Genomic DNA, 25,644 nt, shown 5'->3' on the forward strand with positions numbered 1-25,644 from the left:
ATAGAGAAAAAAAATTAAAACAATGAGATTACTACAATGATGATTCCAGCAGTATGCGTTTTAAGCCTGACTTTTAATCGCTTGATAGCCTTTGTCAGATGGCCTTCTACTGTTTTTTCGGAGATACTGAGCAATGTTGCAATTTCACTGTTAACAATATGCTCGTTACGACTAAGTTCATAGATAGACCGACATTGCGGAGGAAGGTTGTTAACTTCTATTTCAAGATTTCTTTTTAAATCATTAAGAAGAATGGTATCCTCAGTAGAGTTGTCATATGCATAGGTAAGATCCAGAGAATTTTTATAAGATTCCCTTACTGATTCTTTTTGAAAATAATTGAGTACCAGATAGCGTACTGTGGTCAAAAGATAACCAGACAATGAAGTATGAACTCGAATATTCTCTCTTTTAGACCACAAAAGGGTAAATAAATCTTGAACGATTTCTTCAGTCTTTTCATGAGATTTTAAGCGTTTATAAGCGGCTGAATATAAGACAGACCAATAACGATTAAAGATTTCTTCAAAGGCATGATTATCGCTCTCAACAAGCAATGCACATAGTTCCATATCAGAAAGCTCCTTCAAGTTCCTCATAAGTTAAATCTAAGTAAAAAAACAGATCATTTGATCTTAGATTTAAATTTTTTAAAATCTATGGAAATGAATTTTGAAGTTGTGCTATAATAGCATTTGCAGCAGGCGTATTCATACGTTTCAGTTCTTCAATCATTTGTTCCTGCTCTTTTAAGGACATTTTTCTCTCAACTTTTTGAAAAGAAGATTCTGGTGCAAGTGAAAAAAATATATCATCAGTCCATTCATTTCTTTTCCCATCGATAACCAAATGAATCCGATCTGTTAGTCCATTATTACTCACAGCATGCTCTTCATTTGCATTGATATACCAACATGTGCCCTCATTCATCACAATCCGTTCTCCACCTAACATGAAATTGACATCTGGGTTTGTTACAATTGGAATATGTAAGCGAAAGTCACCATCCTCATAACCTAAAGCATGATCTTTATGTGGCTTAATCACTGCCCCTGCATTCAGTCGCATTAATCTTACTGCAACTTTTTCAAATTTAAAAACTTCAAGAACTTCTTGCAGGTATTTGCATGAACCTATTATTTCTGTAGCCTTTAGAGTAGAATTATTGTCCATTGAAGCATAAATAGTAGAGGCCATCCCATCTTTTGAATATAGGGCAAGACTAGTCCATGATCCATCATAGTCATTCTTATTGTAATGGGCAATCCAAATGTTATCTTGAATACTTTGCATTTCTGCTTGAAGTAAGGAAACATTAAATTCAAAAGGGAGTTTTAATTGTTTAATAGGCCCATTGTCTGCAAATTTATCTGACATTTTTTTAAACGTTAATCCTAAATCTTTTTTAAAAATCACATTTCCGAGTACCAGTACATCAAGTGCTGTTTCAATAAAGAAGGCAATGGCTTCTTCAGGTGTTTCTACAATTGGCATCCCTTTTTTGTTTAAACTGGTATTCAGCAAAATTGGTATCCCTGAACATCGTTTAAATTCATCTAAAAGAGCCGCAAAACGACTATTCCATATCCTATCTACAGTTTGAACTCTAGCTGTTCCATCCACATGTATTACATTCCGCAACTGATTTGCATACTCCTTTTTAACCAGATCAACAAGGATCATGTAAGGGCTTGGCCTTCCACTTTCAAAGTATTCACTGGCATATTCTACTAGAACAGCAGGAGCAAAAGGTCTGAAGTCTTCCCTAAATTTAATATTTTTATTAATATGGTCTTTCAAACCGTTTATAGTAGGATGTGCCAGAATACTCCGATGTCCTAATGCACGAGGGCCAAATTCTGCGCCATCTTGAAACCAGGCTACAGTTTTACCGTCAGCGAGAAACCTGGCTACATCCATGAGGAGCTCTTTTTCTATCTGCTTAGTTTCAAATACCATCCCACTATCTTTAGCTGTTTTAAGAATTTCTGATTCAGCATAAGTTTTCCCAAAGCAGGTATCTCCATTATGAAGTACTTTTTTCTGATTTAAAAGTACCATCCATCCATAGTAGGCACAACCTAATGCGATACCATTGTCTCCCGCAGCAGGCTCAAGATAAAGGTTCTTTATTTCCTTTGTCTTTAACAATCGTGCATTCGCAACCGCGTTTAAAGCTACTCCACCAGAAAAGCAAACATTTTCATGTGGAAACCTGGACAAACGATCTTTAAAACAAAAAACGACAGCCAATTCAACATTATCCTGAGCCCAGCGTGCTACATCAGCATAGTATTGAAAATTATTTTTAAAGTCTTTTTCATCTTTACAAGGTCGATCAAAAAAGTGCTGCCATTCGTTTCCAACAAATACACGACCATCCTTAAATTCAAATGCACAGCTTGGCCAACGTCCAGGTTTCCCATATGGAGCTAAGCCCATCAACTTTCCTACATCATCCATATCACGGAATACATACTTGCTGATACTAGAGTAGAAACCCCCAATAGAGTGTTTAGTTGTTTGATGATAAAAAAAGCTATTCGAAGGTGTATCAAACTCACTAAAATCTTTGAAAACAGGTAACAACTGGTACCCGTCAAAAAAATAGAAACTATCCTTTTCACACCAGAATTTTTGTTTACTAAGAACAGCCAGGTCCCTTGGTAGAACTTCAGCTTTATCGATATCAATACACTGCGGATAAGGACTCCCAGCACCATCGATTACCATAACTACACACTCTTCAAAAGGACATGTTCCTACAGCACTATAAGCATGAGCAAGATGGTGTGAGATTGAGAATAAATTTGGCTGATTATTGTGGAATAATCTTTTTCCTTGATAACGTTCAGCGGCAGGTGTTTCAAAATTTGCACATTGTACTACAAGCTGCACTTCATCCAAGGTAATACCCGCGGCATCTAAACAGTACTGTATGGCTAATGAATCATTTCCCCCATCATGCTTACGTCGGGAAACCCTTTCCTTTTCTATTGCTACAAATACTTTCCCATCTTTGAGCAAAACAGCAGATCCATCATGGGAAAGGCCCGTTCCAAGAACATATATAGGTTTAGACATTCATTTAATCTCTAATCCATTTTAAAACCAAGGGAAATTCTGGTTTACCTTCCTTTTCAGCCCTTTCTTTTCCCAGCGCAATTCCTGTCCATTCTAAAAATGGCAGACCAATATAAATTCCATTACTAAAATTATCAATCAGCCACTGCGAATCATCCTTATAACCATTTTCATGAAAAACAATCTGCTCAGGAATACCAATATGTTTCAGCGCTGCATAAGACCATAATATAGCACCTAATTCTTCTCCTTCCGTTGGCCAGTTCTTATCGGCTGATATGTTGCCAATATTACCACGCTGTTCACCTGTAGCAACAGCAAGGTGTCCAGCTTCATGGAGAAGATCACCGGGATAAAGTAACCTGGAATAATCAACATATATACAATTAGGTCCAAGGCTTAAACCAGGCAAAAATGTTGGTTCAGACAGTTCTCTTTCAATAACTGTAATCTCTATCTCTTTCAGGAAAGATAGAATCAATTTCAGTTCCTTATGATCAGTCACGAATTACTTATTTAAATTTATCCGAAGGTTCAACTCAAAACTTCCATTGGTATAAGAACTTAATGCGGAGGTTTGAGTCGTGTATGTTCCACTAATCAGATACTTCTTTTTGTAATCCATTCCTAAGCCAAAAGTTGCACTCTCTGTACTGTGGTACATACCCAGTAAAAACACCTGTTTATTGGCGATACTGAGTTGCGCACCAGCATCCCAGATATTATCAAATCCCTTAACGCCACGATAAGCAATTTTAGGTTCTACATCTACTCCTTCAGGGCCTTCACTGATCCCTATTTTATAGCTCACAGCTGAATAAAAAGTTGCTACATCCGCTAATTTGATAACATCCTTTTTCAATATGCTTTTTAAGTTAGGAATTGCTGCCTGGACATTTAATTTATTTGAAGTATAGGCAATCCCAAAGTCTCCATCCAGGTAGGTTCTGCGATCATTGTACTGCCCTACCAATGGGTCATTAGGATCACCATAAGCATCTTCATTTTCCAGACGCTGGCTCAAGAATCCCAGTGACACCCCAAAGTGTAATTGGTGATTATCCTCACTTAACTTCAGGTGATAGGCATAGCTACCTACTACTCTGGTTTGTCTTTGCAAACCTTCACTCTCATTGTTTATGGTTAAGCCGAGGCCTAATTTATTAAAGCCATAATCGGCGGTCAGACTTTGGGTTAATGGTGAGCCTTCAACATTACTCCACAATTTACGATAAGCTCCATTCAATTTTAAGCCTTGTCCAGCCCCCGCAAATGCAGGATTAATCAAATACTGATTAGTATAATACTGTGCTGACAATGGATTTAACTGTGCTTTTAGTGTTGAACTACTTATGGCCATAATGGCCATAAGTAGTAATGTTTTAGATATGATTTTCATTTCTCGGAATTCCTTAATCGTTTCTTACTATTGTGATGAAGCCTCTAAATGCTCTTCTATTAGTGCCAAAATCAATGATATAATAATAAGTCCCTTCAGCTAGAGCAGTACCATTAAAAGTTCCATCCCAACTGTTATCGTAACCTTTTTTACTGTATATCATACGACCCGCCTTGTCAAAAATCTTCACCTCATTATTAGGATAAAAGTCAATGTTGTCAATTTTCCACTTATCATTGTAACCATCATTATTTGGAGAAAGGATATTGGTCGCTTTCACTTTCTCGTAATCTTCTTGTACAGTAAGCGTAAAGGTTTTGGTTTCTGAACAACCGCTGGCATTAGTAACAGTTACAGTATAAGTCGTAGTCTCACGTGGCCTTACTTCAATTGTTGCAGAGCTTAGTCCACCAATGATACTGCTATGACTTGCCCATGTATAACTGGCTCCTCCGGTTGCACTTAACAATACAGATTCCCCCTTACTAATTACCATCCCTTTATTACTGTTGATTGAAACAACAGGCAAGGCATTTACGGTAATTACGAAAGTTCTACTGTACGTATCTATCCCACCGTTGGCTGTTCCACCGTCATCTTTCACCATTACTGTTACAGTTGCTGTTCCTGCTACAGCCCCAGCTTTAATGCGGTAGCCAAGCGTTCCGGTAGTACCAGTCCCTGAAACATTTAAATTTTCAAATAATTCGGGGTTATTGCTGCTAACAGATAATGTAGTTGTTTGTCCTGCATCAGGTCCGGCTGTAATGCCCGTTAAAGCAACATTTTGTACAGCTGTATTAAAGCAAATGGTTTGATTAGCAATTGTAGCAAGTGTTGGAATTTCATTAACATTACTTAAAGCAATTGTCATTACTTTATCCAGGCTTAAACCATACTGCGTGGTACTTCTTACACGTACGCTATAAGTTGCTTTGTTTTCAAAATCAAGTACCGATGCTGTATTGATCTTATTTCCAGCTATGGCAAATAAGCTATTATCTGTGTCACCCGTTCCAGAAACCAGTGTAAATGTAAATACTGCACTTGGATCATCAGAAGTACTGCTTAACGTACCTGCATTAGTCCCTGCGACACTATTTTCGTAAAGTGTTACACCTGCCAACGTAATACTTGTTGGCGCTCCAGGTTTTATTTTCAGGTTGCCTGGCATGTAACCGATGGTGTAATTTGCAGCAGCAGCCCCACTAACAGTTATCGGATAATCTCCAATAGGACTATTTGTAACCGCAGAAGTTGTAAATATTGGTTGAGTTGTTAATACCGAGTTGGTCTCCCCGTTTGCAAAACCGGTATAACTAGCCGTAAACACTGGATTTGCAGTACCGGCGAATTTCTCCTTAGAGTCAGCCGTAATGGTTAGATTTCTTCTATTAACAGTTAATTCACTATTTTCATAATTGATAATATAGTTATTCAGGCCTGTTCCTGTTGCAGTCGAAATTATAATTGGATAAGTTGAACCTGCTACAGATGCCGTGGCCATCGCACCATTACTACTCAAAGTTACCGAGGTAACTGTATTGCCATTGATTAGTCCTGTTTGAGTAAACTCTGTTCCAGTAAAATTAACAACATCACCGTAAGTTTTAGCTCTAGGCGAAGCAGTAATAGTCAGAACTTTCGGATTAACCGTCAATACACCAGGCGTATTCGTTACAGTATAATTCGCTAACTTATTATTTGGATCAACCAGGGTTGCGATAATTGGATAAGTACTTGCTGTAGTTGCAGTAATGCCTGCACCTGTACTGTTCCGAGTGACACTAATATTATCACCACTCAGATTACCTGTAATAGTCCCGGTAAAATCACTCATAGTTAATAAAACTCCATATTCTTTATTACGATTAGAACTTGTAATAGTCAAGGTTTTTTGATTAACTAATAATGTTTGAAGAACAGGTACGGCCGCATTAAAACTTCCATTTCCTGACTGAGTAGCAGTAATTACTGTACTTCCAGCCTTCAAAATAGTAGCAGTATTTCCAGTGATACTAACTATTGATGGGTCTGTAGCAGTATAAACCACAGTTAATCGAGCTGATGAATTGGCATTACCCAATTGAAAAGATACACCTCCATAGGTTTTAGCAGCAATGGCATTAAAAGTAATCGTTTGATTTGCCTTTGGCACTGCTGTAACATTTGCACTACTAGTTGCCCCAATGTTTCCTGCTTTATCAATAGCCTGGATACGGTAATAATAAGTAGTGCCATTAGTTAATCCTGTATGTGTAAAGACTGTTGTCCCAGCTGTAATATCTGGTAATGCTGTAGTAGGATTAGCCGTTGTTCCATATAAAATACGGTATTTAGCCAGGTCGGTTTCAGTATTGCCAGTCCAGTTTAATTCAATCTGTGCATCACCAGATGTCGCAGTTAAATCATTAGGAATTGCTGGTCCAGATTTATCAAAGATTATAGTACCAGTTCCTGTTGAAACAGGAATACCGGCATTACCTGCAAGATCATTAAAAGCAATATTATAGGTAACGGGACCTTCAATATCAGTGCTATTAAAAATATAGTTTGCTGTCCAATTGTTACCTACTGCAGTTGGCACTACCGTATTTCCTGCAATTGTTACTACAGGTGTTTGTAGTGCTTCACTTGAGGTGAAGGTCAGTTTAGCGGTATTGCCAACTGTGGCAAGTGTACCTATTGCATTATTGGAAACAATATTTACCGCTGTTAAAGTTGCAGCCTGTGTATCAAAAGTTAATGCTGGTGAAACACCTGCTGCTCCATTGTTTCCTGCCACATCAGTATACAAACCTGCCGCTACAGTAATACTCGCGGTTCCAGCATTGATGTTCTCTGATGGTGTGAATGTTGCTGTTCGTACTAAACCTGAACCTGAAATCGCACCTAAAGTCCCTCCGCTAACAACAACATCACCGCTTGAACCATCCCAAACAAATGTTATTCCTGGATTCTCACTGAAGGTAAATGCAATAGTTGCAGTTTGTCCGGATTTTAAGGTAGACACATTACTGGTAATGGCTAACGTTGGTGAAGTTGTATCAATCGTGATAGATAGTCCTGCTGAGGCAACACCTGTATTTCCAGCAATATCTCTCGCCTTGGCGGTAAGAGTGTGACTTCCAGAAGATAGACTTGAGCTGGTGATTGACCAATTTCCAGTCGCAGCAACAGCTGTACCAAGTACAGTTATACCATCTGTATCATACAAAGTAACAGTGGCACCTATTTCAGCTGTTCCCGTAATAACAGGGTTAGTTACATTAGTTATATTATCAGAAGAAGATGTTCCACTGTCGCTCGCTGTAGCCAATACTGGCGTAGATGGTGCTAACGGAGCTTCTGTATCAAAAGTTAAAGAAGGTGTATTACCTGCCGCTCCATTGTTTCCTGCCACGTCAGTATATGAACCTGCCGCTACAGTAATGCTCGCGGTTCCAGCATTGATATTCTCTGATGGTGTGAATGTTGCTGTTCGTACTAAACCTGAACCTGAAATCGCACCTAAAGTCCCTCCGCTAACAACAACATCACCGCTTGAACCGTCCCATGTAAATGTAGATCCCGGATCTTCGCTAAAGGTAAAACTTATGGTTGCTGTTTCTCCTGATTTTAAGATCGACACGTTGCTACTAATGACCAGTGTTGGTGAAGTCGTATCAATCGTGATAGATAGTCCTGCTGATGCAACACCCATATTTCCAGCCACGTCTGTAGCTTTTGCCCTAAGGGTATGATTTCCTGAAGATAAAGTCGAGCTGGTGATTGACCAATTTCCATTCGTAGCGACAGCTGTACCAAGAACAGTTGTACCATTTGTATCATATAAAGTAACAGTAGCGCCTATTTCAGCAGTTCCCGTAATAACAGGTGTAGTGACATTAGTTATTTTATCAGTATCAGAAATACCACTATCACTTCCTGCAGCCAATACAGGAATAGATGGTGCTAACGGAGCCTGCGTATCAAAAGTTAAAGAAGGTGTATTACCTGCTGCCCCATTGTTCCCTGCTATGTCTGTATACAAACCTGCTGCTATAGTAATACTCACACTTCCCATATTGATGTTCTCTGATGGTGTGAATGTTGCTGTTCGTACTAAACCTGAACCTGAAATCGCACCTAAAGTCCCTCCGCTAACAACAACATCACCGCTTGAACCGTCCCATGTAAATGTAGATCCCGGATCTTCGCTAAAGGTAAAACTTATGGTTGCTGTTTCTCCTGATTTTAAGATCGACACGTTGCTACTAATGACCAGTGTTGGTGAAGTCGTATCAATCGTAATGACTAATCCTGCAGAGGCTATACCTATATTTCCTGCAGCATCTCTTGCTTTTGCAGTAAGAGTATGAGCTCCCTGGGACAGGGTTGTCGTTGTGATCGACCAATTTCCACCACTAGCTACTCCCGAGCCAAGTACGGTTGTTCCATCGGTATCGTACAATGTTACTGTAGAACCTGATTCTGCCGTTCCGGTAATTACAGGTGTAGTTACGTTGGTTATTTTATCCGTAGAAGAAACCCCGCTGTCACTTGCGGCAGCCAATACTGGTATAGACGGTGCAACTGGAGCCTGAGTATCAATAATAATTGCTTTATTTAGCCCTAGTGAGCCAGTCGCGCCAGGCAAAGGTAAAGTGAGTATTGCAATATTTCCATCTTCATCCAGGATAGATCCTCCATTTAATGACAATGATGTCGTATTAACATAATCAAGGTCTAGTGAGTTTTGACCAGCAGCTATAACATACTTGAAATTGAGTGTTTTTGTGGTGCTACCAGATTCATAACTTGCAATAGCATTACTATTTAAGGCTAATGTTGGAGCCCCTGTTACAGTAACAGGTACAGAAAAAACAACTTGTATAGATATTTCAGCACCAATTCCATAAGCTTTATCTTCTGTAGTCGAAGTTACTTTTGCAACTGAAGGAGGAAGCTGAAAAATAGGTTGAGTACCAGGAAAACCACCTGCAGGATCTTCGGGAGTCAGCATAGCAGGAGTAGTCTCGCTAGTCGTCCAGTTACCAGTTCCCGCCAAATTCGCTAATATTTGATCCTTCGTACCTACAATAGGTCCCGTATAGATAATGTAATCGCCATGAAGTGTCGTCCCAGTAAAAGCCGGAGAAAAATTTCCTGCTAAAGAGGGTGGAAGGTAAGAAGAAGTTGCTGTTACGGTACCAGAACTCTGCCATGGACCATTTGCCCCACCCCCTGGTGTATTGGTTGCCCAATTGGCAAATCCATAAACAAATGATGGACTCTCTGTTGACCCAGTATAAACAAACCAATTATCACCTCCTGATGCCGTTACTAAACTTGACCACCCAGTTACAACAGATGTACCATATGCCTCTAATCCAGCAACTGTTGGAGTTGTTAAATGAGCTGTAATAGAAGCTTTAAATACAGTTCCAGCAGGAATTGGCGTTGTTATAGTCCAGGCAATTAACCCTTCTACAGTAATATTGCTTGTATGAAAGCCATCTTCAGCCTTCCAACCTCTGTCTGTAATATAAATAGTTTGTCCTGAAGGGATTGCTGCCAGGGTAACAATTGCCAGTTCTGCTGGATTGTTAACTCCATTAAAACCAATTATGGCGATATCTCCTGTAGTAACCTGTGCGTTGCCTTTAAATCCACAAAGGAATAAACAGCAAAGCAGGAGCAGTTTAGTAAAATTTCTCATAGCATTATCTTAGATCAAAGCGTAATTGTAAGTATAATTGGCATACAATTTTGGTAATTGCGTACCAATTATAAACGTCAAAAATTAATTTCTTGATGGGAAAATACCGTTCAAACAAATGATATAGTTCATTCCTAAATAAGGATTTCTGATAGAAAAAGGTAGATTGTTTCCAATCGGTTGAACTGTTGTTGTAACTGCTCCCGAAGCAGGATTTAAATTAACATCAGGTGTTCCTGTAGAATAAATTGACACAGCATCTGTATTAATATCTTTAGCTGCAGCCAATGCAGTCCCTGCTACTGGAATAGCAGTATTGGCTGGCGAACCACTTGCCTTTAAGGTTACATTTGAGGTCGCGATATGCGTGTGTCCCGGCAATTCATTAATTGTAATTCTTACATTTTCGCTACCAGACACTTCTCCTAAATCAATATAACTTAATCCTGGCCCCTGCCCCGCTCCAACTGGTACTCTTCCAGCAAGGTTTGGCAACGCAAAAGTCGTTTGCCCATCTCCACCATATGTTGTACCTAAAATTGAAAAAAGTGCGGTATTTTGAGCAATAGGCATAATTTGCCCTTGACAAAAAGCCCAGGTTCTTGGTGCAAAATTTCCTGCAAACATTTTGATTTCTCCTATAGTTCCTTCCATAAATTTTCGTTTTAATTTATTCCTTATTATAATTTTAATTTAAATTCTTAAACACATCTCCTTGTTTCAAGCCCATTGCACATAATTTTTTGCCGCTGAAAACCCCATTCTCAGTTGCAACAACATTAAGCAATAACAACTGCCTATCAGCTGTATACACCATTGGCCCATGATATTGATCAATATGAAATATAGTACCAGGAAGAATTGTACCAGGCTCAAAAGCCCCGTCGACTCCTGACACCTCTAGAACTTGGATTTGCTGTCCTTGTAAATATGTAATCGCACCATTGTAAATAGGATTCGCAGCGTTTACAAGATTTTCAATCTCCTGTGCTGACTGCTTTTCCCAATTAATTGTGAGATCTTCAACTCGCGGCCGTTTGTAATAACTATTTCGAACAGAAGATGTAACTGCAATATATTTTCCTGTTAAAATATTCTGAAGGATCTCTCTAAGATTATTTAGCATTAGTAAAGCTAACCTTGTTTTCACCAAACCATAGTTCTCACCTGGAAACAAAAGCAATTCCTTACTAAAGGAAATTGGTCCTTCATCAAATTCTGAAGTCATTTTGTGAATACTCAGACTAACTTCTTTCAAGCCATTTTTCAATTGCCAGAATAAAGGATCAGCCCCTTTATATGATGGGAGCTTGCTAAAATGCACATTAAACATTCCTTTTCCCGAAATATTCAGAATCCGTTCAGGTAATTTAAACGGAAAAGTCATCACAAGAGAAACAGAACATCCTGTATTCAATATAAATGAGTCTACCTTATCCGTTTCCTGCAAATCGGCATCACTCACTTTTAGCAATGGAACGCTCTGATTATCAGCATATTCAATAGTGCTAAACAGATCATGATTTTCCATCTCAGGGATAACTATCCCAACAAGCTGAGCATGTTTGACTAATTCTGAAACTATTTTAACGAACAGTGAACTATTCGTAAATATGAGAATTTTCATTAATTAAGACGATAGGAATTGATTTTGGATATAAACTTAGAAAAAAAAATAAAATATTGTACAATAAAATATTTTTTATTCCGTTTGTTGATTTTTTTTCTAACTTTTGCCTTTATAAAAGTAATCCCATGGTATCAAAACGTAGGTCATTCTTAAAAAATTCTTCTATCCTGACAAGCTGCATCCTATTAGGAAGCTCATTAGAGGCAGCAAGTTCATTTTATAAAAAAAAGGAGGTCTCTTTAGGAAATACACTCTCCATCTTACATACCTCTGACCTTTCAGGTCATCTTGCTCCTACAGCTGGTCCGTTTGGCGGACTAAAAAAAGTAGACCAGATTTTTCTTAGACGCAATAAAAGCACTTTAAAAATCGATTCAGGAAACTTTCTAAAGTTAGGAAGTGAGCTAAATGAACATATAGAAATCATAAAGCGAATGAATAAAATGGGCTATTTTGCTACAACGCCAGGCCTTAACGAGCTAAATATGGGACAAGAACAACTTGCTTCCATTTTACCCATCATGGATTTTGAAATGGTGAACTGTAATTACAAATTTAGTAATACGATATTATCCTCCAGAATAAAACCTTACTTCACTTTTAATGTCGGAAAAATTAAAATTGGAATTACTGGAGTCGGTAATTACATTTCTATTCCAGGGATACAAGTGAGCGAACCAATACAAGCGGTAAATGATACCGCACGAAAACTTAAAAAAGATTTACAATGTGACCTGATAATCTGTTTGACACAATTTGGCCAGGATCAAAAAAACTACAATGATAAAAAACTCGCAGAAGCCTCTAAATACATTGATTTAATTATAGGTGGAGAAATATGCAAAGTTGCAAAAGTCGCGCGTTCATTGAAAAATGCAAATAAATATGATGTACTCATTAGCCAGGCAGGCTCAAAAGGAAAAACTGTTGGCGAATTAACCTATGAATTTAATCAATTCAATACCATCACTAGTTTAAAACATAATTACAGCATATCAGGGATGAGTGAATACGCTACTTTAACGCAAAAAAATGAGGTATTCAGACTACTAACTTCTGTTGGTTAATTATCCTTAAAACCTGGGCCTGCCATACAAGTCCAGGTTTTCTTTTTAACAAACAAATATTATACTTTAGTAAAGCTCACATACTGAACAAAACGAGGCAAATTTGATTGATTTTTACCCGCAGCGTGAGGAATTGTATTACGCCAAAGAATTAAGTCGCCTTTCTCACCAGGAACAGGTACAGATGTTTCTGTTAAACGCATATATGTATGTGCCCTCTCTAAAGAAGTGAAATCCTTTATCCAATCCTCAAACTTATTATTAAAACCAGGCACAACTTGCAATGCTCCCCTCTCGACCGGAACGTCATCCAGATAAACAAGTGCCTGTACACCAAATTGAACAGTCTTGGACAAATCAAGATCCCAATGCAATTCACCATGTTTAAACTCCCAACCTTCAACTTCCGGGGGATTATAACCCACCTTTTCTGTATTAGGAATGATTTGATCACTATTATAAAGATCTGCAAATATTTTACGTATTTCAAGATCTTGCCTGATTGCTTCCATATCTTCATTCTGATATAACTGAACCATAATTCCTTGCCAATCCGGATGGGACATATACCAGGTTGCTGGAAAATCTAAATGTATATTCAAGTATCGACAGATTTTTTGTCTCACCTTGTCACACTTTAGATCATCGACAACTTTGGGGACTACTAAATAACCATTCTGTTCCCAGAATTTCATCTGGTCAGCATTCAATACCTTAGGAACAATCCCTCCATTTATATCTAAGTTATTCCTTGTAGCTTCCCATTTTTTAAATTGTTGATCCGCAGCATGAACAAATTGCGTTCCTTTAAGCTTAATAACCCATTCTTTAAAATGTTCAAAGTCCTTACACTCAGAATACAAAAAAGAATAGAATTCAAATTTTCCAAGCCCATAAAAGCTTAACCATACATTTTCGAGATAATCAAAATCTGCAGGAACATCTGTTGGTATCCGCAGTTTCCTATTTTGATGTACTTGAAAGACTAATTTGCTAAAGTTGCATTCTGTCATTTAGTATCCTATTTTTTGACTAAAGTACGAATGATAATATATATTTATTCGCTGTGATAAGGTTATTTAAAAATATCGTCAAGTTTCTTATGCAGCTCTTCATCCCTCAAGTTAACAGCAATAATTTTACCCTCAGGATTAACTAAAAAACTTGCAGGGATTTGTGAAACCCCATATTTTTTGGCCACATCATTTATAGATCCTTTCCTATTAATTACATGGATAAATGCGGAACTTTGATCTGCATGTATGGCCTTAATCCATTTATCTCGGGAGCCTGGTTCATCTAGTGAGACAGCTAATACTTCAAAGCCTTTTTGTTTATAATTCGAAAAAGCCTTTAACACATTCGGGACTTCTTTTCTGCATGGAGCACACCAGCTTGCCCAAAAGTCTATAAAAACGTACTTCCCTTTTAATGAAGATAAAGTCGTATCCTTTCCAGTAGGAGTGTTAAGTGTAAAATCAGGAGCCTGGTTACCAGGCTTTACCCTAACTCCGCTTTCAAAAATTTCACGAATAGATTTCCCTTGTATAGATTGCTTTTCCTTTGCCGCAAGCCCTTCAAAGTAAGGTTTTATTCTTGCGGGACTGAAAGGTATTCCCCCTCCTTCTATAAGACAATAATAAATAATTACTGATGTTGGATTTTCTTTCACATAGCCAAGATAGATTGACTCTCTACTTCTATTTATTTCTTCCAAGAGAAGTTTTCTTAATTCAGCAAGTTTAGCAGTGTCTTTTAAGACACTTACCTCCTTTATTCTTTTACCCAAAGGCTCAATAACATCTTTTAAAAATAAGTCGTTTTTAATTTTAAGTGTTTCAAATTCATTATGACTACTTGATCCTGATACCTTAATATGATTTAACTGACCATCAACAGCATTAATTTTAATGGATCCACTCTCCAAAAAAATCGGCAATATGAACGGCACATTAGAAGGGCCCTTTTCTTCCTTTAAATATTTTATAGATGCCATAGTAGGATATGGGACTTTCCCTGAAAAGCTAAATTTCTGATCTACTATCGTTGCAGTATCAGTTATGTATTCATTTGGAAGCGGATATAATAGAACCGCTTTTTTGAATTTAGTTTTAATTTCAGAGAGGTCACCCTGTATACTAAAATATCCGTCTTTTTTTTGCCCAGACACAATTTGGCCAAATGAAACTAAAAGGATAAAAAATATAATATTTTTTTTCATAATAATTTAGTTAATTAAACTACGGGTTATTGATTAAACCAGGGGATGAAAGCATCAACTTTTCAGAAAACTTAAGTTCTAATCTCTCGTACTTTAGTTTATAAGTACTCTTTATTATACCTGTACTTGTATAAACTTCATGCTTGTAATCAAAACTCTGATTAAACAATGGATCAACAGATAATCTTCTCATGTCAAACCAACGCAATCCCATTGTTGCAAATTCCCTTCGGCGTTCATTAATTACAAATTTAATCATCAGAGTCTGATCAGTTGGAATACCTGTTGCAGCAAGGTTTGTCGGCATCCGATTGTTACGCAATGTTAATAGGTCTTCACGTGCACCTTCCAAATCGTTAGTACGCGCCTTAGCCTCAGCACTTAGCAGATAAACATCAGGCAATTGAATACCTATTGAATTACCAAAAAAGCCTGCACGCGAGCGGTAAAGACCAGAAGGCAATGTTTGTGTCGGACCAGGAGCAGTTACAGCGTAGGTATTACTGAATAGTTGCAGGCGTAAATCCCCAGGTTGATATAACGCATAAGTTTCCGGTGCAATAATCAATGGTGCGGCACGCCCCATCCACATTACCCCTGGAACAAGCTGAGCATTTAAAGTTTCGGGATACCCATTTCCTTGTGAGGCTATTGATTTCACATTGGCATTAATAAACACATAACCTGCTGGCGCATTTGATATCGTTGCAGTATTGTAATTTACCCAGCTGAAAACGCCACCTGTAGAAAATGCTGTAGGTAAATGCTCAATTGCATTTTTAAGTTGCAGTAAGGCATCAGCAGGTCTTGCCATAAAGATATATACTTTTCCAAGTAAAGCTTCTGCCGCGGCTTTAGTGAAACGGTTGGCAGTTGTTTGTACCAATGGCAAATTAGGAATGGCTTCGTTCAGATCCTTGATGATCTGGTCATAAACCTGTTGAATGGAAGCGCGCGTAAAATCCTTTCTTTCAAAATCATTTTTCAATATAAGTGGTACAGCAAGCGCGGTTTGAGCAGTTGAAGCTACATATGGTTTTCCAAAATAATTTACTAATATAAAATAGGCAAATGCACGTTGCGCTTTGGCTTCTGATTGGTACTGTTTCTTTAAAAATTCATTGTCCCCTTTTGCTTGAGGAACCTCATCAATGATTTTATTGGCGGTATAAATTCGTCTGTACATTCCTTCTACCTCATACATGTCTTCATTAGGTAAGTAAATATCATCTTGCCATTCAAACAGCTTTTGATTACGCGTTCCTGCAGTACCGAAATAAGCAGCATTGTTATAATGCGGCTCTAATGCAGCGACATCATCTCCAAGGATATGTTGGGCATTCAGAAAAAAAGCATCTGTAGAAAGATAAACAAAAGTGTTGTCCTCCAACAAATCGTTATAATCTGCAAGTTTATCTGCGATAAGGTTTCCTTTTGGCTTTACTTCCAAGTAATCTTTTGTACAGGAAGCAAACAGCAACAGAATAAATATGTATATATAGTTTTTCATTTTTAATTATTTATTATAGTTCGGTATGCAATTAAAAGGTAAGATGTGCGCCAAGTGTAATGGTTTTCTGATTAACAGGAACAGAACGTAAGCCCGTTACATACATCGCACTACTGTTTCCTATCCCATTGTAGAATTCAGGATCTATACCGTATTTATTTGCACGCCAAAGCATTACATTATTAAGCTGAGCGCGCAAACTAAGATTCTTAATTTTCAAATCTTTCAAGATCGAATTAGGTAACTGATAAGAGAATATGATGTCTCTCATTTTGATGTAGTCACCTTTAACTACATTAATATCTGCTGCAGCGTAGTAATTTAAGTCAGTTCTGGAAGCTCTGTCTGCAGAAGGATCAAATGCAGGAATATTTGTAATGAGTTCATCATTTGACTTTTTCCATCTATTTTCAAATTCTGCATGGATATTCCCTGTAATGAAAGAATTACCAATAATTCTTCCTGTATAGAATTCATTAACATCTCTTCGCAGTACAAAACCCAGATTAAACACCATATTAAAGCCAAGACTAAATTGACGGTATTGAAACAGATTATTGAATCCGCCGGTTACCAATGGATTTGTGGAGCCCATATTTACGAGGTCTTCCATTTTTGCAATACCTGGACTTTTGGTAATTGTACCATTGGCTAAATGGATTTGAGGATCACCAACAGCATCTAATCCGGCATACTTGTAGGCAAATAAACTAAAGGGCTGATAGCCTGTTATTAAACCCAAAGTTTGCGGTTGATAATACTGTTCAGAAGCCCCTTTAATAACTGTATTGGCAAATACAATAGGATATTCAGAATTAAGCGAAACAACCTTTCCTTTATTAAATGCAAAGTTGAGCTGGCTGGACCAGGAGAAATTATCATTTCTAATATTCACCGAATTTAAGGTTATTTCTACTCCTTTATTGTTTATTGTACCGGCATTACCATAAACCGATGCATATCCGGTAAAGGCATTTTGAGGTACAAATCCTAATAGATTGGTCGTATGTTTATGATAAATATCGATTGAGCCACTTAATCTGTCATCTAGCACACTTATGTCTATCCCGGCATTAAAACTCTGTGTTTGTTCCCAGGTGAGTTTACTGTTTCCGGGAGTAATGATTTTTAATGGTGTAACCAATCCTGCTGGAGCACCAAGTGCAAAGCCAGCTCCCAGGATATCATACGAGCCCCCCGATCCCGGGATCGGGGAGTTTCCAGTAATACCATAGGTTGTTCTTACTGCTAAACGATTAACCCATTTAACTTGATCCATAAAAGACTCCCCAGAAAGCAACCAGCTTCCACCAACTGACCATACCGGTTTTGCTTGGGCAGCAACGTCTGCTCCAAATAGGTTAGACTGGTCATATCGGGTGCTGGCGTTAACCGTATATTTTCCTGAGTAGGTATATGCACCGTTCATATAGTAAGAACGGAATCGGGTGTCGAGGTAACTCTGAGCAAAAATATCATTTACTCTATAAGTACCGTTCGTATTGATAATGGTATTTGCAAGACCTAAACTGGTCGTGTTATAATCTATCGGTTTGTAAGATAAGATGTCGAGATCATACCCCCTGAGTCGGGTTTGTACCTGTGAAAAAGTCTGCTTCTGAATTTCAATCCCAACTATTGCAGTCAACTGATGTTTATAGTTGTCCCAGTTGTTATCATAAGCAAATTGATTCCTGATAGTCCAGTTTCTTCGTTGCCCATTTACATTAGCGTAATTGCCACCTGTTGTCGGCACAAAGGATTTAAGTGCCGGAGTGGTAACCGTCATCTTTGCAATTTCTATTTGACCAAGATACCCGCTAGCATCATCATATATTTCTGTTTGTGTATTGTTTAATACTGCTCCATAAGTTCCTTCAAAACGAAGTCCTTTTAAAAGTTTTGCAGTTACACCAGTTAACAGCCTTGTATTGTAGCTGGTTCCTTTCGTAAATCCAGAGTCAAAATCATTTTGAGGGTTGTATGATAAATTTAACTTCCCAATATTAGGAAGTCCAATGCTTTTATTTTCATACGATGTTCTTAATGCATCGCTCATATTAATCCATGAAATATCATGTCCATTACCTTGTTCATCTACAAAAGATGCATAAGGCACAAAGCGGTTATCTGGGGCAATTGCCCTTTTCGTGTAAGTATTGTTATAAGTTAGATTGGTAGTTAAAAACATATCCAACCATTTATTAAACTTATAATCCTGACGGGCATTCAACTGATAGTTTTTGTCTTTTGCGCCAGGAGTAGGGCTTTGGTCATTTGTATAACCCAATGAAGCGTATACAGCATATTTATCTGATGATCCTGATATGGAAGCTGTATGGTTTTCAAGCACGGTTTTTCGGTACCATTGATCCTTAATCTGCTGTACATTGTTAAATACCGCTAAGTCCTGAAGGCTGGAGCTTTTGTAGCTAGAAGGAATACTGCTCTGTTGTCCATAAAGCAGGTATTCATGTGGGAGAATAAAATTCTTCCCACTAGTAACATCTGCGACATTGATAGTTGCCCAGTCGGTCGCTCCTGCACGTATATAACCAGGCATGTTATATAATTCCTGAACAGTTTGGATATATTCCGAACTTTTTAACCTTGGAAACACATCTATCTCCGGTTTTCCACGGAAACTATAAAAGAAGTCGTAATTCACCTCTATTCCATTTGTGTTTTTCTTACCGGTTTTGGTAGTCACCACAATCACACCATTAGATGCTCTTGCTCCCCATATTGATGATGCTGTAGCATCTTTAAGTACGGTAATATTTTCTACGTCATTCGGATTGATCTGATTAAAGTTATCTACAGGAATTCCATCAACCACATATAAAGGTTGGGTTGCCCCATTTATCGAGGTAAGACCTCTTAACATAACGGGATAAAAGTTCTTATTAGTCCCATTGCTCATTGACAAGCCAGGAACCAGACCATCTAAACGGTCCAATATATTCATGCTAGTACTTCTACTGGCGAGAACTTTTACATCTGGGCTAGAAAAGGATCCAGTGCTCCGTTCCTTGGATATTACCTGATAACCTGTATTGATGGTTACCTCATTGAGCTTATTCTCTTCCTCTTGCAAAATGATAGAAATTAAGCCAGATCTATCTGCGGTATTTACTTCCCTGGTTTGGTAACCCACATAAGTAATAACGAGTACAGCAGCATTGTCGGTAATGTTAAATTTAAATTGTCCATTGCCATCCGTGATTACGGCAGTATTCGTTCCTTTGATTTTTACAGAAGCACCAGGTAGAGGTTTACCGTTATTATCTGTTATTACCCCCTTAATTTCATATTGCGAAAAAAGTCCAGTTATGCTTTCAGCCATCGATTTTCTCTGCTCTGTGATCACGACGGTCTTCTCTTGAATGGTGAAATTCAGAGATTGGTTAACAAAGCATTTTTCCAGCACATCTTCAACACTGGCATTTTTAACGTTGATGTTTACCGGATTGGTCTGACTGATGATCTTTCTATCGTATAGAAAGTCATAGCCACTTTGTGCTCTTACTGCCTTAAAAATAGTTTCCAGAGTCACGTTTTTCTCATTTAAAGTGATCCTTTGAGCCAAGGATGTAGCACTTACCTGAAGAAAAGAAAGAAATAGGAGAAAAGTGGTTAGCCGCATAATCAGCATTATTTTATGGATATGCTCTTTAAACATCCCGGATTTATTTGTATAAATTTTATACATCTTACTTCGTAGTTTTTTAACAAACTTTCTTATCAAAAAAGCGATTGGCAAAATTGCTGTATGAAACAATTTTACCTAAGTTTGTTAGGTTTGGTTAAGCTGAAGACCTGCTGTTTGAGGATACAGGTACTTAGCTGATTAGAGTTAATACAATTTAAATTCTATAGTCATAATGCCAAACTTTTGCCGGAATGTGTAGCAAGCACTTCCGGCTTTTTATAGCATTACCAATGGTCCTTTATTTGGTCACGGTAACCCTCCTTCCTTCTATTTTAAAATGAACCTTCCCTGTCAATTCCATTAGTTTTAATACAGCTGATAAATTTTTATTTCTGGAAACCCAGCCTCCCAGCTCAAGGTCTTCTGGTGCATCTGCACTATAAACCACCTCTATATCATACCATCGTGCTATCTTCCTCATTGTGGCTTTAAAATCTTCATTCCGAAGTACAAAATCACCATTCTTCCAGGCAACAACACTTTCAATATCTGCCGACTTAACGAATATATCTTTGTCATTGCTAATAGCCTGTTCACCTGGTCTAAGTAGCTCAGATTGGCCATTGTCAGACAATTGCGAAACTTGTACTGCACCTTCTAATAGGGTAGTTTTAACAAACTGCTCATCATTATAACTGTTTATGTTAAAATGTGTGCCCAATACTTTTACCATTTGATTAATAGTTTTTACAACAAATGGATTCTTTTTGTCGTGTACCACTTCAAAATATCCTTCCCCAAAAAGAGATACGCTACGTTCATTATTCGCAAACCGAATGGGAAAACGCAGAGAAGAGGAAGCATTTAACCATACTTTGGTACCATCAGGGAGCAATATCTGGTATTGTCCACCTTTTGGTGTTGAGATTGTATTGTATAAATCATTTGCCGATATGGAATTATGTTTTGAAGCAGCAGTATAAGTGTAGACCAGTTGTCCATCGGATGATTTAGTGATTTTTATATCAGGCTGTCCTGATATAATTCCACTTTTAACCGTATCTAATAACACATTGGTACCATCTGACAATGTCAAAATAGCTTTATTTCCTCCGGCATTGATATCATTTAAAACAAATTCACTATCTCCAGGTGAAACCTGATCTGTATAAAAGAAGCTGTAAAAACTAATGCTACCAATAATAATAATCGCAGCAGCAGATACCATCCAAACGTATAATTTGCGATATTTTGACCGTTTATCTACACTCAATTTTGTATTAATAACCATCTTTATTTCCTGTTTCAAATAAAGTTGCTCCTCCTTAGACAGAGAATCGGAAACATCGGGGATTTTATCGAAGCTGTCATAATATTCATTCAAGAACTTATGTTCTATGGTACTGGACGACTTATTTAGAACCTTTTTAGCAATTTGGGCAAGATATTTTTGCTTTTGATGTTTAGGCATACGGGGCTTTTAATATATAGTCTACAAAAAATCAAAATCTCCCGAAAAAAGATGATTTTCTTTTAAAGATGTGATTTCCACCTTATATTCGGCTGCCGATACTCATCAGAATGACCCCATATGCCAATCTTACAGACCCAGAATTGTTGCTTTTAATAAAGGGTAGTAATTATTCTGCATTTGATGAGTTATATGAGCGACACTGGCTTTCGGTATATAATGTTGCCTATAAGAGATTGAAAGACCGAGACCTCAGCAAGGAAATAGTTCAGGATATTTTTGTAGACATCTGGAACAAGAGGACTATAAAAAAAATATCAGACCTTCTACCTTATCTTCATACGGCTGTTAGATACAAGACATACACATTGCTTGCTAAAAACAGGACATTGCCACACTTTGTAGAGCCTTTTGAGGCGATGGCTTTATCTTCATATAATGCTGATTCAGATTTTAAAAAGGAAGAACTGGAACAAATTTTAAACAATTGGTTAAAAACACTACCTGCAAAAAGAAGTCAGATTTTCAAACTGCATTTTATTGATGATGTATCTACAAAGGAAATCAGCATCCAATTAAACATTCCTCAAAAGACAGTTCAAAATCATTTAAATCTGGCTCGACATGATCTTAAAGATTATCTTTCCACCTATTTTCAACTTATTCTTATTACCCTTTGCACTGTATTTTGAAAAAACCACACAGTTAATATGAATATATTATAACTACCATGGAATTAATCCATTGATACATATCTTATTTTTATATCTTACTTTTGTCAAATGTCCGGAATTTATATCCACATCCCATTTTGCAAAAAAGCCTGCACCTATTGCGATTTTCATTTCAGCACCTCATTAAAATATGTAGATGAAATGACCGATGCGATATGTAAGGAAATCATACTTAAAAAAGGCAGAATAACCGATCAGATAGGTAGCATCTATTTTGGTGGCGGTACTCCTTCTGTACTTCCATATAAAAACTTCGAAAAAATATTTGATACCATTATTAAAAACTTCTCAGTTCATTCAGGAGCCGAGATTACTATTGAGGCCAATCCCGATGACCTGGATGCTAAGAAAATAGCAGATCTAAGAACGCTTCCTGTGAACAGGTTCAGCATAGGTATCCAATCCTTTTTTGAAGAAGATCTGATCTGGATGAACCGCGCCCATAATGCCAGAGAAGCTGAAGACTGTGTAAAACGCAGTCAGGATGCCGGATTTGAAAACCTGAGCATTGACCTGATTTACGGCTACCCACTATTAACTGATATGAAGTGGTTAAGTAATATCAATAAAGCTATAGAATTACAAACACCGCATTTGTCAGCTTATTCATTAACTGTAGAGCCTAAAACTGTTCTTGCTAAATCTATCAAAAAAGGATTGCAGCCACCGGTAAATGATGAGCAAAGTGCGTCACAATTTATAACGCTGATAGAAAAATTAAAAACTGGTGGATATGAGCAATATGAAATCTCGAATTTTAGTATGCCTGGGAAATATGCTGTTCACAATACCAATTACTGGCGAGGTGTACCCTATTTAGGAATTGGTCCTTCTGCGCACGGTTTTGATGGACTGACCCGCTATCTTAACATCCCAAATAACGCTCATTATTTAAAACACCTCCTAAATGGAGAACTTGCAGAAACTGTAGAGGAGTTAACTGATTATGACCGGTTTAATGAATACATTATGACTTCATTACGTACGATGTGGGGGACCGACTTAAATAAAATAGCTGCAGATTTTGGAAAACTATTTTTGAACGACACTTTAAAATCGATACAACCATTTATTGAGAAACAATGGTTAAACAATCTGGACAATCACCTCGTTCTGACACAGGAAGGTAAATTATTTGCAGATTACATTGCATCTGAGTTATTTTTGATTCAGGATGACCATCTTTAAAGCATCAATATGTTAAACATGAATAATAAAGTTGTTTGGATTACAGGAGCATCTTCTGGCATTGGTGAAGCATTAGTTTACGCCTGTAGCAATGCGGGAGCTAAACTCATTATTTCATCACGTAACAGAGATGAGTTATACAGAGTTAAAAGCGCTTGTAAAAGCCCGGTAAATATCCATGTACTTCCTTTAGATCTGGAGCAAACAGATACATTAACAGGAAAAGCAGAAGATGCAATTCGCATTTATGGGCATGTTGATATCCTAATTAATTCAGGAGGGATTAGTCAAAGAGCATTGGCTTTAGAAGCCACTTTACAAACTGAACAACGCCTCATGAATGTAAACTTCTGGGGAACAGTAGTACTAAGTAAGGCGGTGTTACCAAACATGATCAATCATGGCGGGGGCAAAATTGTCTGCATCAGTAGCCTAACAGGCAAATTCGGAACAAAATTCCGTTCTGCATATGCTGCTTCAAAGCATGCTTTGCATGGCTATTTCGATTCTCTACGTTCTGAAGTGTTTGACAAAAATATCCAAATCACCATCGTATGTCCTGGCTTTATTAAAACGAATGTATCTTTAAATGCTTTAACAGCAAATGGGACACCTCAAGGCAAAATGGACGAGGGGCAGAACAATGGTGTATTGCCTGAAGACTGTGCACAGCAAATCCTGGCCGCCATCAAACAAAACAAAGAAGAAATATATATTGGTAAAAAAGAGGTGAAAGGTGTTTTGTTTAAACGCTTCTTTCCACTCAGATTTTCAAAATATATGAGAACAGCACAGGTTACCCGGTAAAACCAGATAAAAGAAATTACCTATAGTATGTTACGTTAATCAGCAACACACCTAAACCCTGTATTCTCTAGCCCCGTATCAATAGAAGATTTCATCTTAGAACTTACTCTATACCCCTTGCAATAAGAGGAATGGCACATAAAAGAACCACCTCTGATCACCTTTTTAGGAACTGTAGGTTCCTCTGGATCATAACTTTTTGCCGGTCCTTTAGGGTTATCTTGCTTGCCTTTAACTGTTTTATAATAATCTGAAGTATACCAGTCAGCTGTCCATTCCCACACATTGCCAGACATATCGTATAAACCATAGCCATTTGCGGCGAATGATTTTACCGGGGCAACGCTTGAAAAACCATCTGTTTTTAAGTCATTATAAGGAAACTCTCCCTGCCAGGTATTTGCTTTGATCTTGCCTTTAGTAAGGTCTTCATCACCCCATGGGTATTTTTTATTTTTAAGTCCACCCCTGGCCGCATATTCCCATTCTGCTTCTGTAGGTAAACGCTTACCTGCCCATTTTGCATAAGCGGCAGCATCTTCCCAGGAAACCTGTGTAACCGGATAATTGTCTTTCCCAACAATATTGCTTTTAGGTCCTTGCGGATGTTTCCAGCTTGCCCCTTCAGTCCATGCCCACCACTGTGAAACATCGTTAATATTTACCTGATTAGTTGGTTTTTTAAAGGTTAATGAGGCTGGCTGCAGCAATTCATCAGCTGGTTTTGGTGTTCCTGGAGGCAACTGCTTCTTTAATTCTTCCCAATCTGGCTTACGTTCTGCCAGTGTAACATAGCCAGTAGCTTTTACAAAACGAGCGAACTGTGCATTGGTGACTTCCGTTTCATCTATCCAGAAACCTTTAACAGCTACTTCATGAGCAGGATATTCATCAGGTCTACCTTCATTATCTGAAGCCCCCATCATGAATTCTCCGGCGGGAATAAACTTCATTCCATCATGAGAAGCCTTTGTTTGCTTATCGCCGGCACCCAGTGAGTCTACTCCGGGTATAACTCCGAAGCGTTTAGGTAGTTTGGCGCTACAACAAGTAGAATCTGCTTTTGCGACTCCTGTAGAGTCTGCGGTTTCAGAATCAGTATTAGTGGTTTTCTGGTTACATGCGGCAATAACAAATACTGCAAATAAGGGTAAAAGGATTCTTTTCACTTAGCTAAACT

Annotated in this window: 17 protein-coding genes; 4 read left to right on the forward strand and 13 right to left on the reverse strand. The window is 37.9% G+C overall.

Annotation, left to right across the window (positions count from 1 at the left end; genetic code table 11):
- Nucleotides 1–14: 14 nt before the first annotated feature.
- The 7 genes from WC623_RS02890 to WC623_RS02920 form a co-directional block, all read right to left on the reverse strand.
- Nucleotides 15–599, reverse strand: coding sequence for an RNA polymerase sigma-70 factor (locus WC623_RS02890; protein ID WP_372848007.1), 585 nt, complete (start codon nt 597–599; stop codon nt 15–17).
- A 58-nt stretch (nt 600–657) separates the two neighbouring features.
- The gene (locus tag WC623_RS02895) at nt 658–3,084 is read right to left on the reverse strand and encodes a carbamoyltransferase C-terminal domain-containing protein (RefSeq protein WP_372848008.1); all 2,427 of its coding nucleotides are present in this window, start codon (nt 3,082–3,084) and stop codon (nt 658–660) included.
- A gap of 4 nt (nt 3,085–3,088) precedes the next feature.
- Entirely contained in the window at nt 3,089–3,589 is a 501-nt protein-coding gene (locus WC623_RS02900) for a hypothetical protein (RefSeq protein WP_372848009.1), read from the reverse strand.
- Between the two features lie 3 nt (nt 3,590–3,592).
- Entirely contained in the window at nt 3,593–4,483 is an 891-nt protein-coding gene (locus WC623_RS02905; RefSeq protein ID WP_372848010.1) for a PorP/SprF family type IX secretion system membrane protein, read from the reverse strand.
- 13 nt (nt 4,484–4,496) lie between these two features.
- Nucleotides 4,497–10,184, reverse strand: coding sequence for an Ig-like domain-containing protein (locus tag WC623_RS02910; RefSeq protein ID WP_372848011.1), 5,688 nt, complete (start codon nt 10,182–10,184; stop codon nt 4,497–4,499).
- Nucleotides 10,185–10,268: 84 nt separating this feature from the next.
- Entirely contained in the window at nt 10,269–10,838 is a 570-nt protein-coding gene (locus tag WC623_RS02915; RefSeq protein WP_372848012.1) for a phage tail protein, read from the reverse strand.
- A 34-nt stretch (nt 10,839–10,872) separates the two neighbouring features.
- Nucleotides 10,873–11,811: a methionyl-tRNA formyltransferase gene (locus WC623_RS02920; RefSeq protein WP_372848013.1), complete on the reverse strand. Its 939-nt coding sequence runs from the start codon at nt 11,809–11,811 to the stop codon at nt 10,873–10,875.
- A 128-nt stretch (nt 11,812–11,939) separates the two neighbouring features.
- Here WC623_RS02920 and WC623_RS02925 point away from each other — a divergent pair, with 128 nt between their 5' ends.
- On the forward strand, nt 11,940–12,881 hold the full coding sequence (locus WC623_RS02925; RefSeq protein ID WP_372848014.1) for a hypothetical protein: 942 nt from the start codon (nt 11,940–11,942) through the stop codon (nt 12,879–12,881).
- A 59-nt stretch (nt 12,882–12,940) separates the two neighbouring features.
- Here the strand turns inward: WC623_RS02925 and WC623_RS02930 are convergent, their stop codons facing one another.
- The 5 genes from WC623_RS02930 to WC623_RS02950 form a co-directional block, all read right to left on the reverse strand.
- Complete coding sequence (locus WC623_RS02930) at nt 12,941–13,894, reverse strand: phytanoyl-CoA dioxygenase family protein (protein ID WP_372848015.1); 954 nt, start codon at nt 13,892–13,894, stop codon at nt 12,941–12,943.
- A 62-nt stretch (nt 13,895–13,956) separates the two neighbouring features.
- Complete coding sequence (locus WC623_RS02935) at nt 13,957–15,102, reverse strand: redoxin domain-containing protein (RefSeq protein WP_372848016.1); 1,146 nt, start codon at nt 15,100–15,102, stop codon at nt 13,957–13,959.
- A gap of 19 nt (nt 15,103–15,121) precedes the next feature.
- Nucleotides 15,122–16,612: a RagB/SusD family nutrient uptake outer membrane protein gene (locus WC623_RS02940; RefSeq protein ID WP_372848017.1), complete on the reverse strand. Its 1,491-nt coding sequence runs from the start codon at nt 16,610–16,612 to the stop codon at nt 15,122–15,124.
- A 31-nt stretch (nt 16,613–16,643) separates the two neighbouring features.
- A complete protein-coding gene (locus tag WC623_RS02945) occupies nt 16,644–20,324 on the reverse strand; it encodes a SusC/RagA family TonB-linked outer membrane protein (protein WP_372848018.1) in 3,681 nt (1,226 codons plus the stop codon).
- 238 nt (nt 20,325–20,562) lie between these two features.
- Nucleotides 20,563–21,735 (reverse strand): FecR family protein, encoded by a 1,173-nt coding sequence (locus WC623_RS02950; protein ID WP_372848019.1) that lies wholly within the window; start codon nt 21,733–21,735, stop codon nt 20,563–20,565.
- Between the two features lie 110 nt (nt 21,736–21,845).
- Here WC623_RS02950 and WC623_RS02955 point away from each other — a divergent pair, with 110 nt between their 5' ends.
- The 3 genes from WC623_RS02955 to WC623_RS02965 all read left to right on the forward strand — a co-directional run bounded on the left by WC623_RS02955 (nt 21,846) and on the right by WC623_RS02965 (nt 24,464).
- A complete protein-coding gene (locus WC623_RS02955; protein WP_372848020.1) occupies nt 21,846–22,427 on the forward strand; it encodes an RNA polymerase sigma factor in 582 nt (193 codons plus the stop codon).
- Nucleotides 22,428–22,517: 90 nt separating this feature from the next.
- Nucleotides 22,518–23,657 (forward strand): radical SAM family heme chaperone HemW, encoded by a 1,140-nt coding sequence (gene hemW, locus WC623_RS02960; RefSeq protein WP_372848021.1) that lies wholly within the window; start codon nt 22,518–22,520, stop codon nt 23,655–23,657.
- 18 nt (nt 23,658–23,675) lie between these two features.
- Complete coding sequence (locus tag WC623_RS02965; protein WP_372848022.1) at nt 23,676–24,464, forward strand: SDR family oxidoreductase; 789 nt, start codon at nt 23,676–23,678, stop codon at nt 24,462–24,464.
- Between the two features lie 35 nt (nt 24,465–24,499).
- Here WC623_RS02965 and WC623_RS02970 read toward each other — a convergent pair whose 3' ends face one another.
- Nucleotides 24,500–25,633 carry a formylglycine-generating enzyme family protein gene (locus WC623_RS02970; protein WP_372848023.1) on the reverse strand — a complete coding sequence of 378 codons (1,134 nt, stop codon included), beginning with the start codon at nt 25,631–25,633 and terminating at the stop codon, nt 24,500–24,502.
- Nucleotides 25,634–25,644: the final 11 nt, after the last annotated feature.

It is taken from the genome of Pedobacter sp., assembly GCF_041645105.1.
GTDB lineage: Bacteria > Bacteroidota > Bacteroidia > Sphingobacteriales > Sphingobacteriaceae > Pedobacter.

Excerpts from the sequence above, each read along its gene's own strand:
- WC623_RS02955 (WP_372848020.1), top strand. The coding sequence starts at position 21,846 with ATGACCCCATATGCCAATCTTACAGACCCAGAATTGTTGCTTTTAATA.
- WC623_RS02890 (WP_372848007.1), bottom strand. The coding sequence starts at position 599 with ATGAGGAACTTGAAGGAGCTTTCTGATATGGAACTATGTGCATTGCTT.
- WC623_RS02915 (WP_372848012.1), bottom strand. The coding sequence starts at position 10,838 with ATGGAAGGAACTATAGGAGAAATCAAAATGTTTGCAGGAAATTTTGCA.
- WC623_RS02905 (WP_372848010.1), bottom strand. The coding sequence starts at position 4,483 with ATGAAAATCATATCTAAAACATTACTACTTATGGCCATTATGGCCATA.
- WC623_RS02910 (WP_372848011.1), bottom strand. The coding sequence starts at position 10,184 with ATGAGAAATTTTACTAAACTGCTCCTGCTTTGCTGTTTATTCCTTTGT.
- hemW (WP_372848021.1), top strand. The coding sequence starts at position 22,518 with ATGTCCGGAATTTATATCCACATCCCATTTTGCAAAAAAGCCTGCACC.
- WC623_RS02950 (WP_372848019.1), bottom strand. The coding sequence starts at position 21,735 with ATGCCTAAACATCAAAAGCAAAAATATCTTGCCCAAATTGCTAAAAAG.
- WC623_RS02920 (WP_372848013.1), bottom strand. The coding sequence starts at position 11,811 with ATGAAAATTCTCATATTTACGAATAGTTCACTGTTCGTTAAAATAGTT.
- WC623_RS02940 (WP_372848017.1), bottom strand. The coding sequence starts at position 16,612 with ATGAAAAACTATATATACATATTTATTCTGTTGCTGTTTGCTTCCTGT.
- WC623_RS02935 (WP_372848016.1), bottom strand. The coding sequence starts at position 15,102 with ATGAAAAAAAATATTATATTTTTTATCCTTTTAGTTTCATTTGGCCAA.
- WC623_RS02925 (WP_372848014.1), top strand. The coding sequence starts at position 11,940 with ATGGTATCAAAACGTAGGTCATTCTTAAAAAATTCTTCTATCCTGACA.
- WC623_RS02945 (WP_372848018.1), bottom strand. The coding sequence starts at position 20,324 with ATGTATAAAATTTATACAAATAAATCCGGGATGTTTAAAGAGCATATC.
- WC623_RS02895 (WP_372848008.1), bottom strand. The coding sequence starts at position 3,084 with ATGTCTAAACCTATATATGTTCTTGGAACGGGCCTTTCCCATGATGGA.
- WC623_RS02965 (WP_372848022.1), top strand. The coding sequence starts at position 23,676 with ATGAATAATAAAGTTGTTTGGATTACAGGAGCATCTTCTGGCATTGGT.
- WC623_RS02930 (WP_372848015.1), bottom strand. The coding sequence starts at position 13,894 with ATGACAGAATGCAACTTTAGCAAATTAGTCTTTCAAGTACATCAAAAT.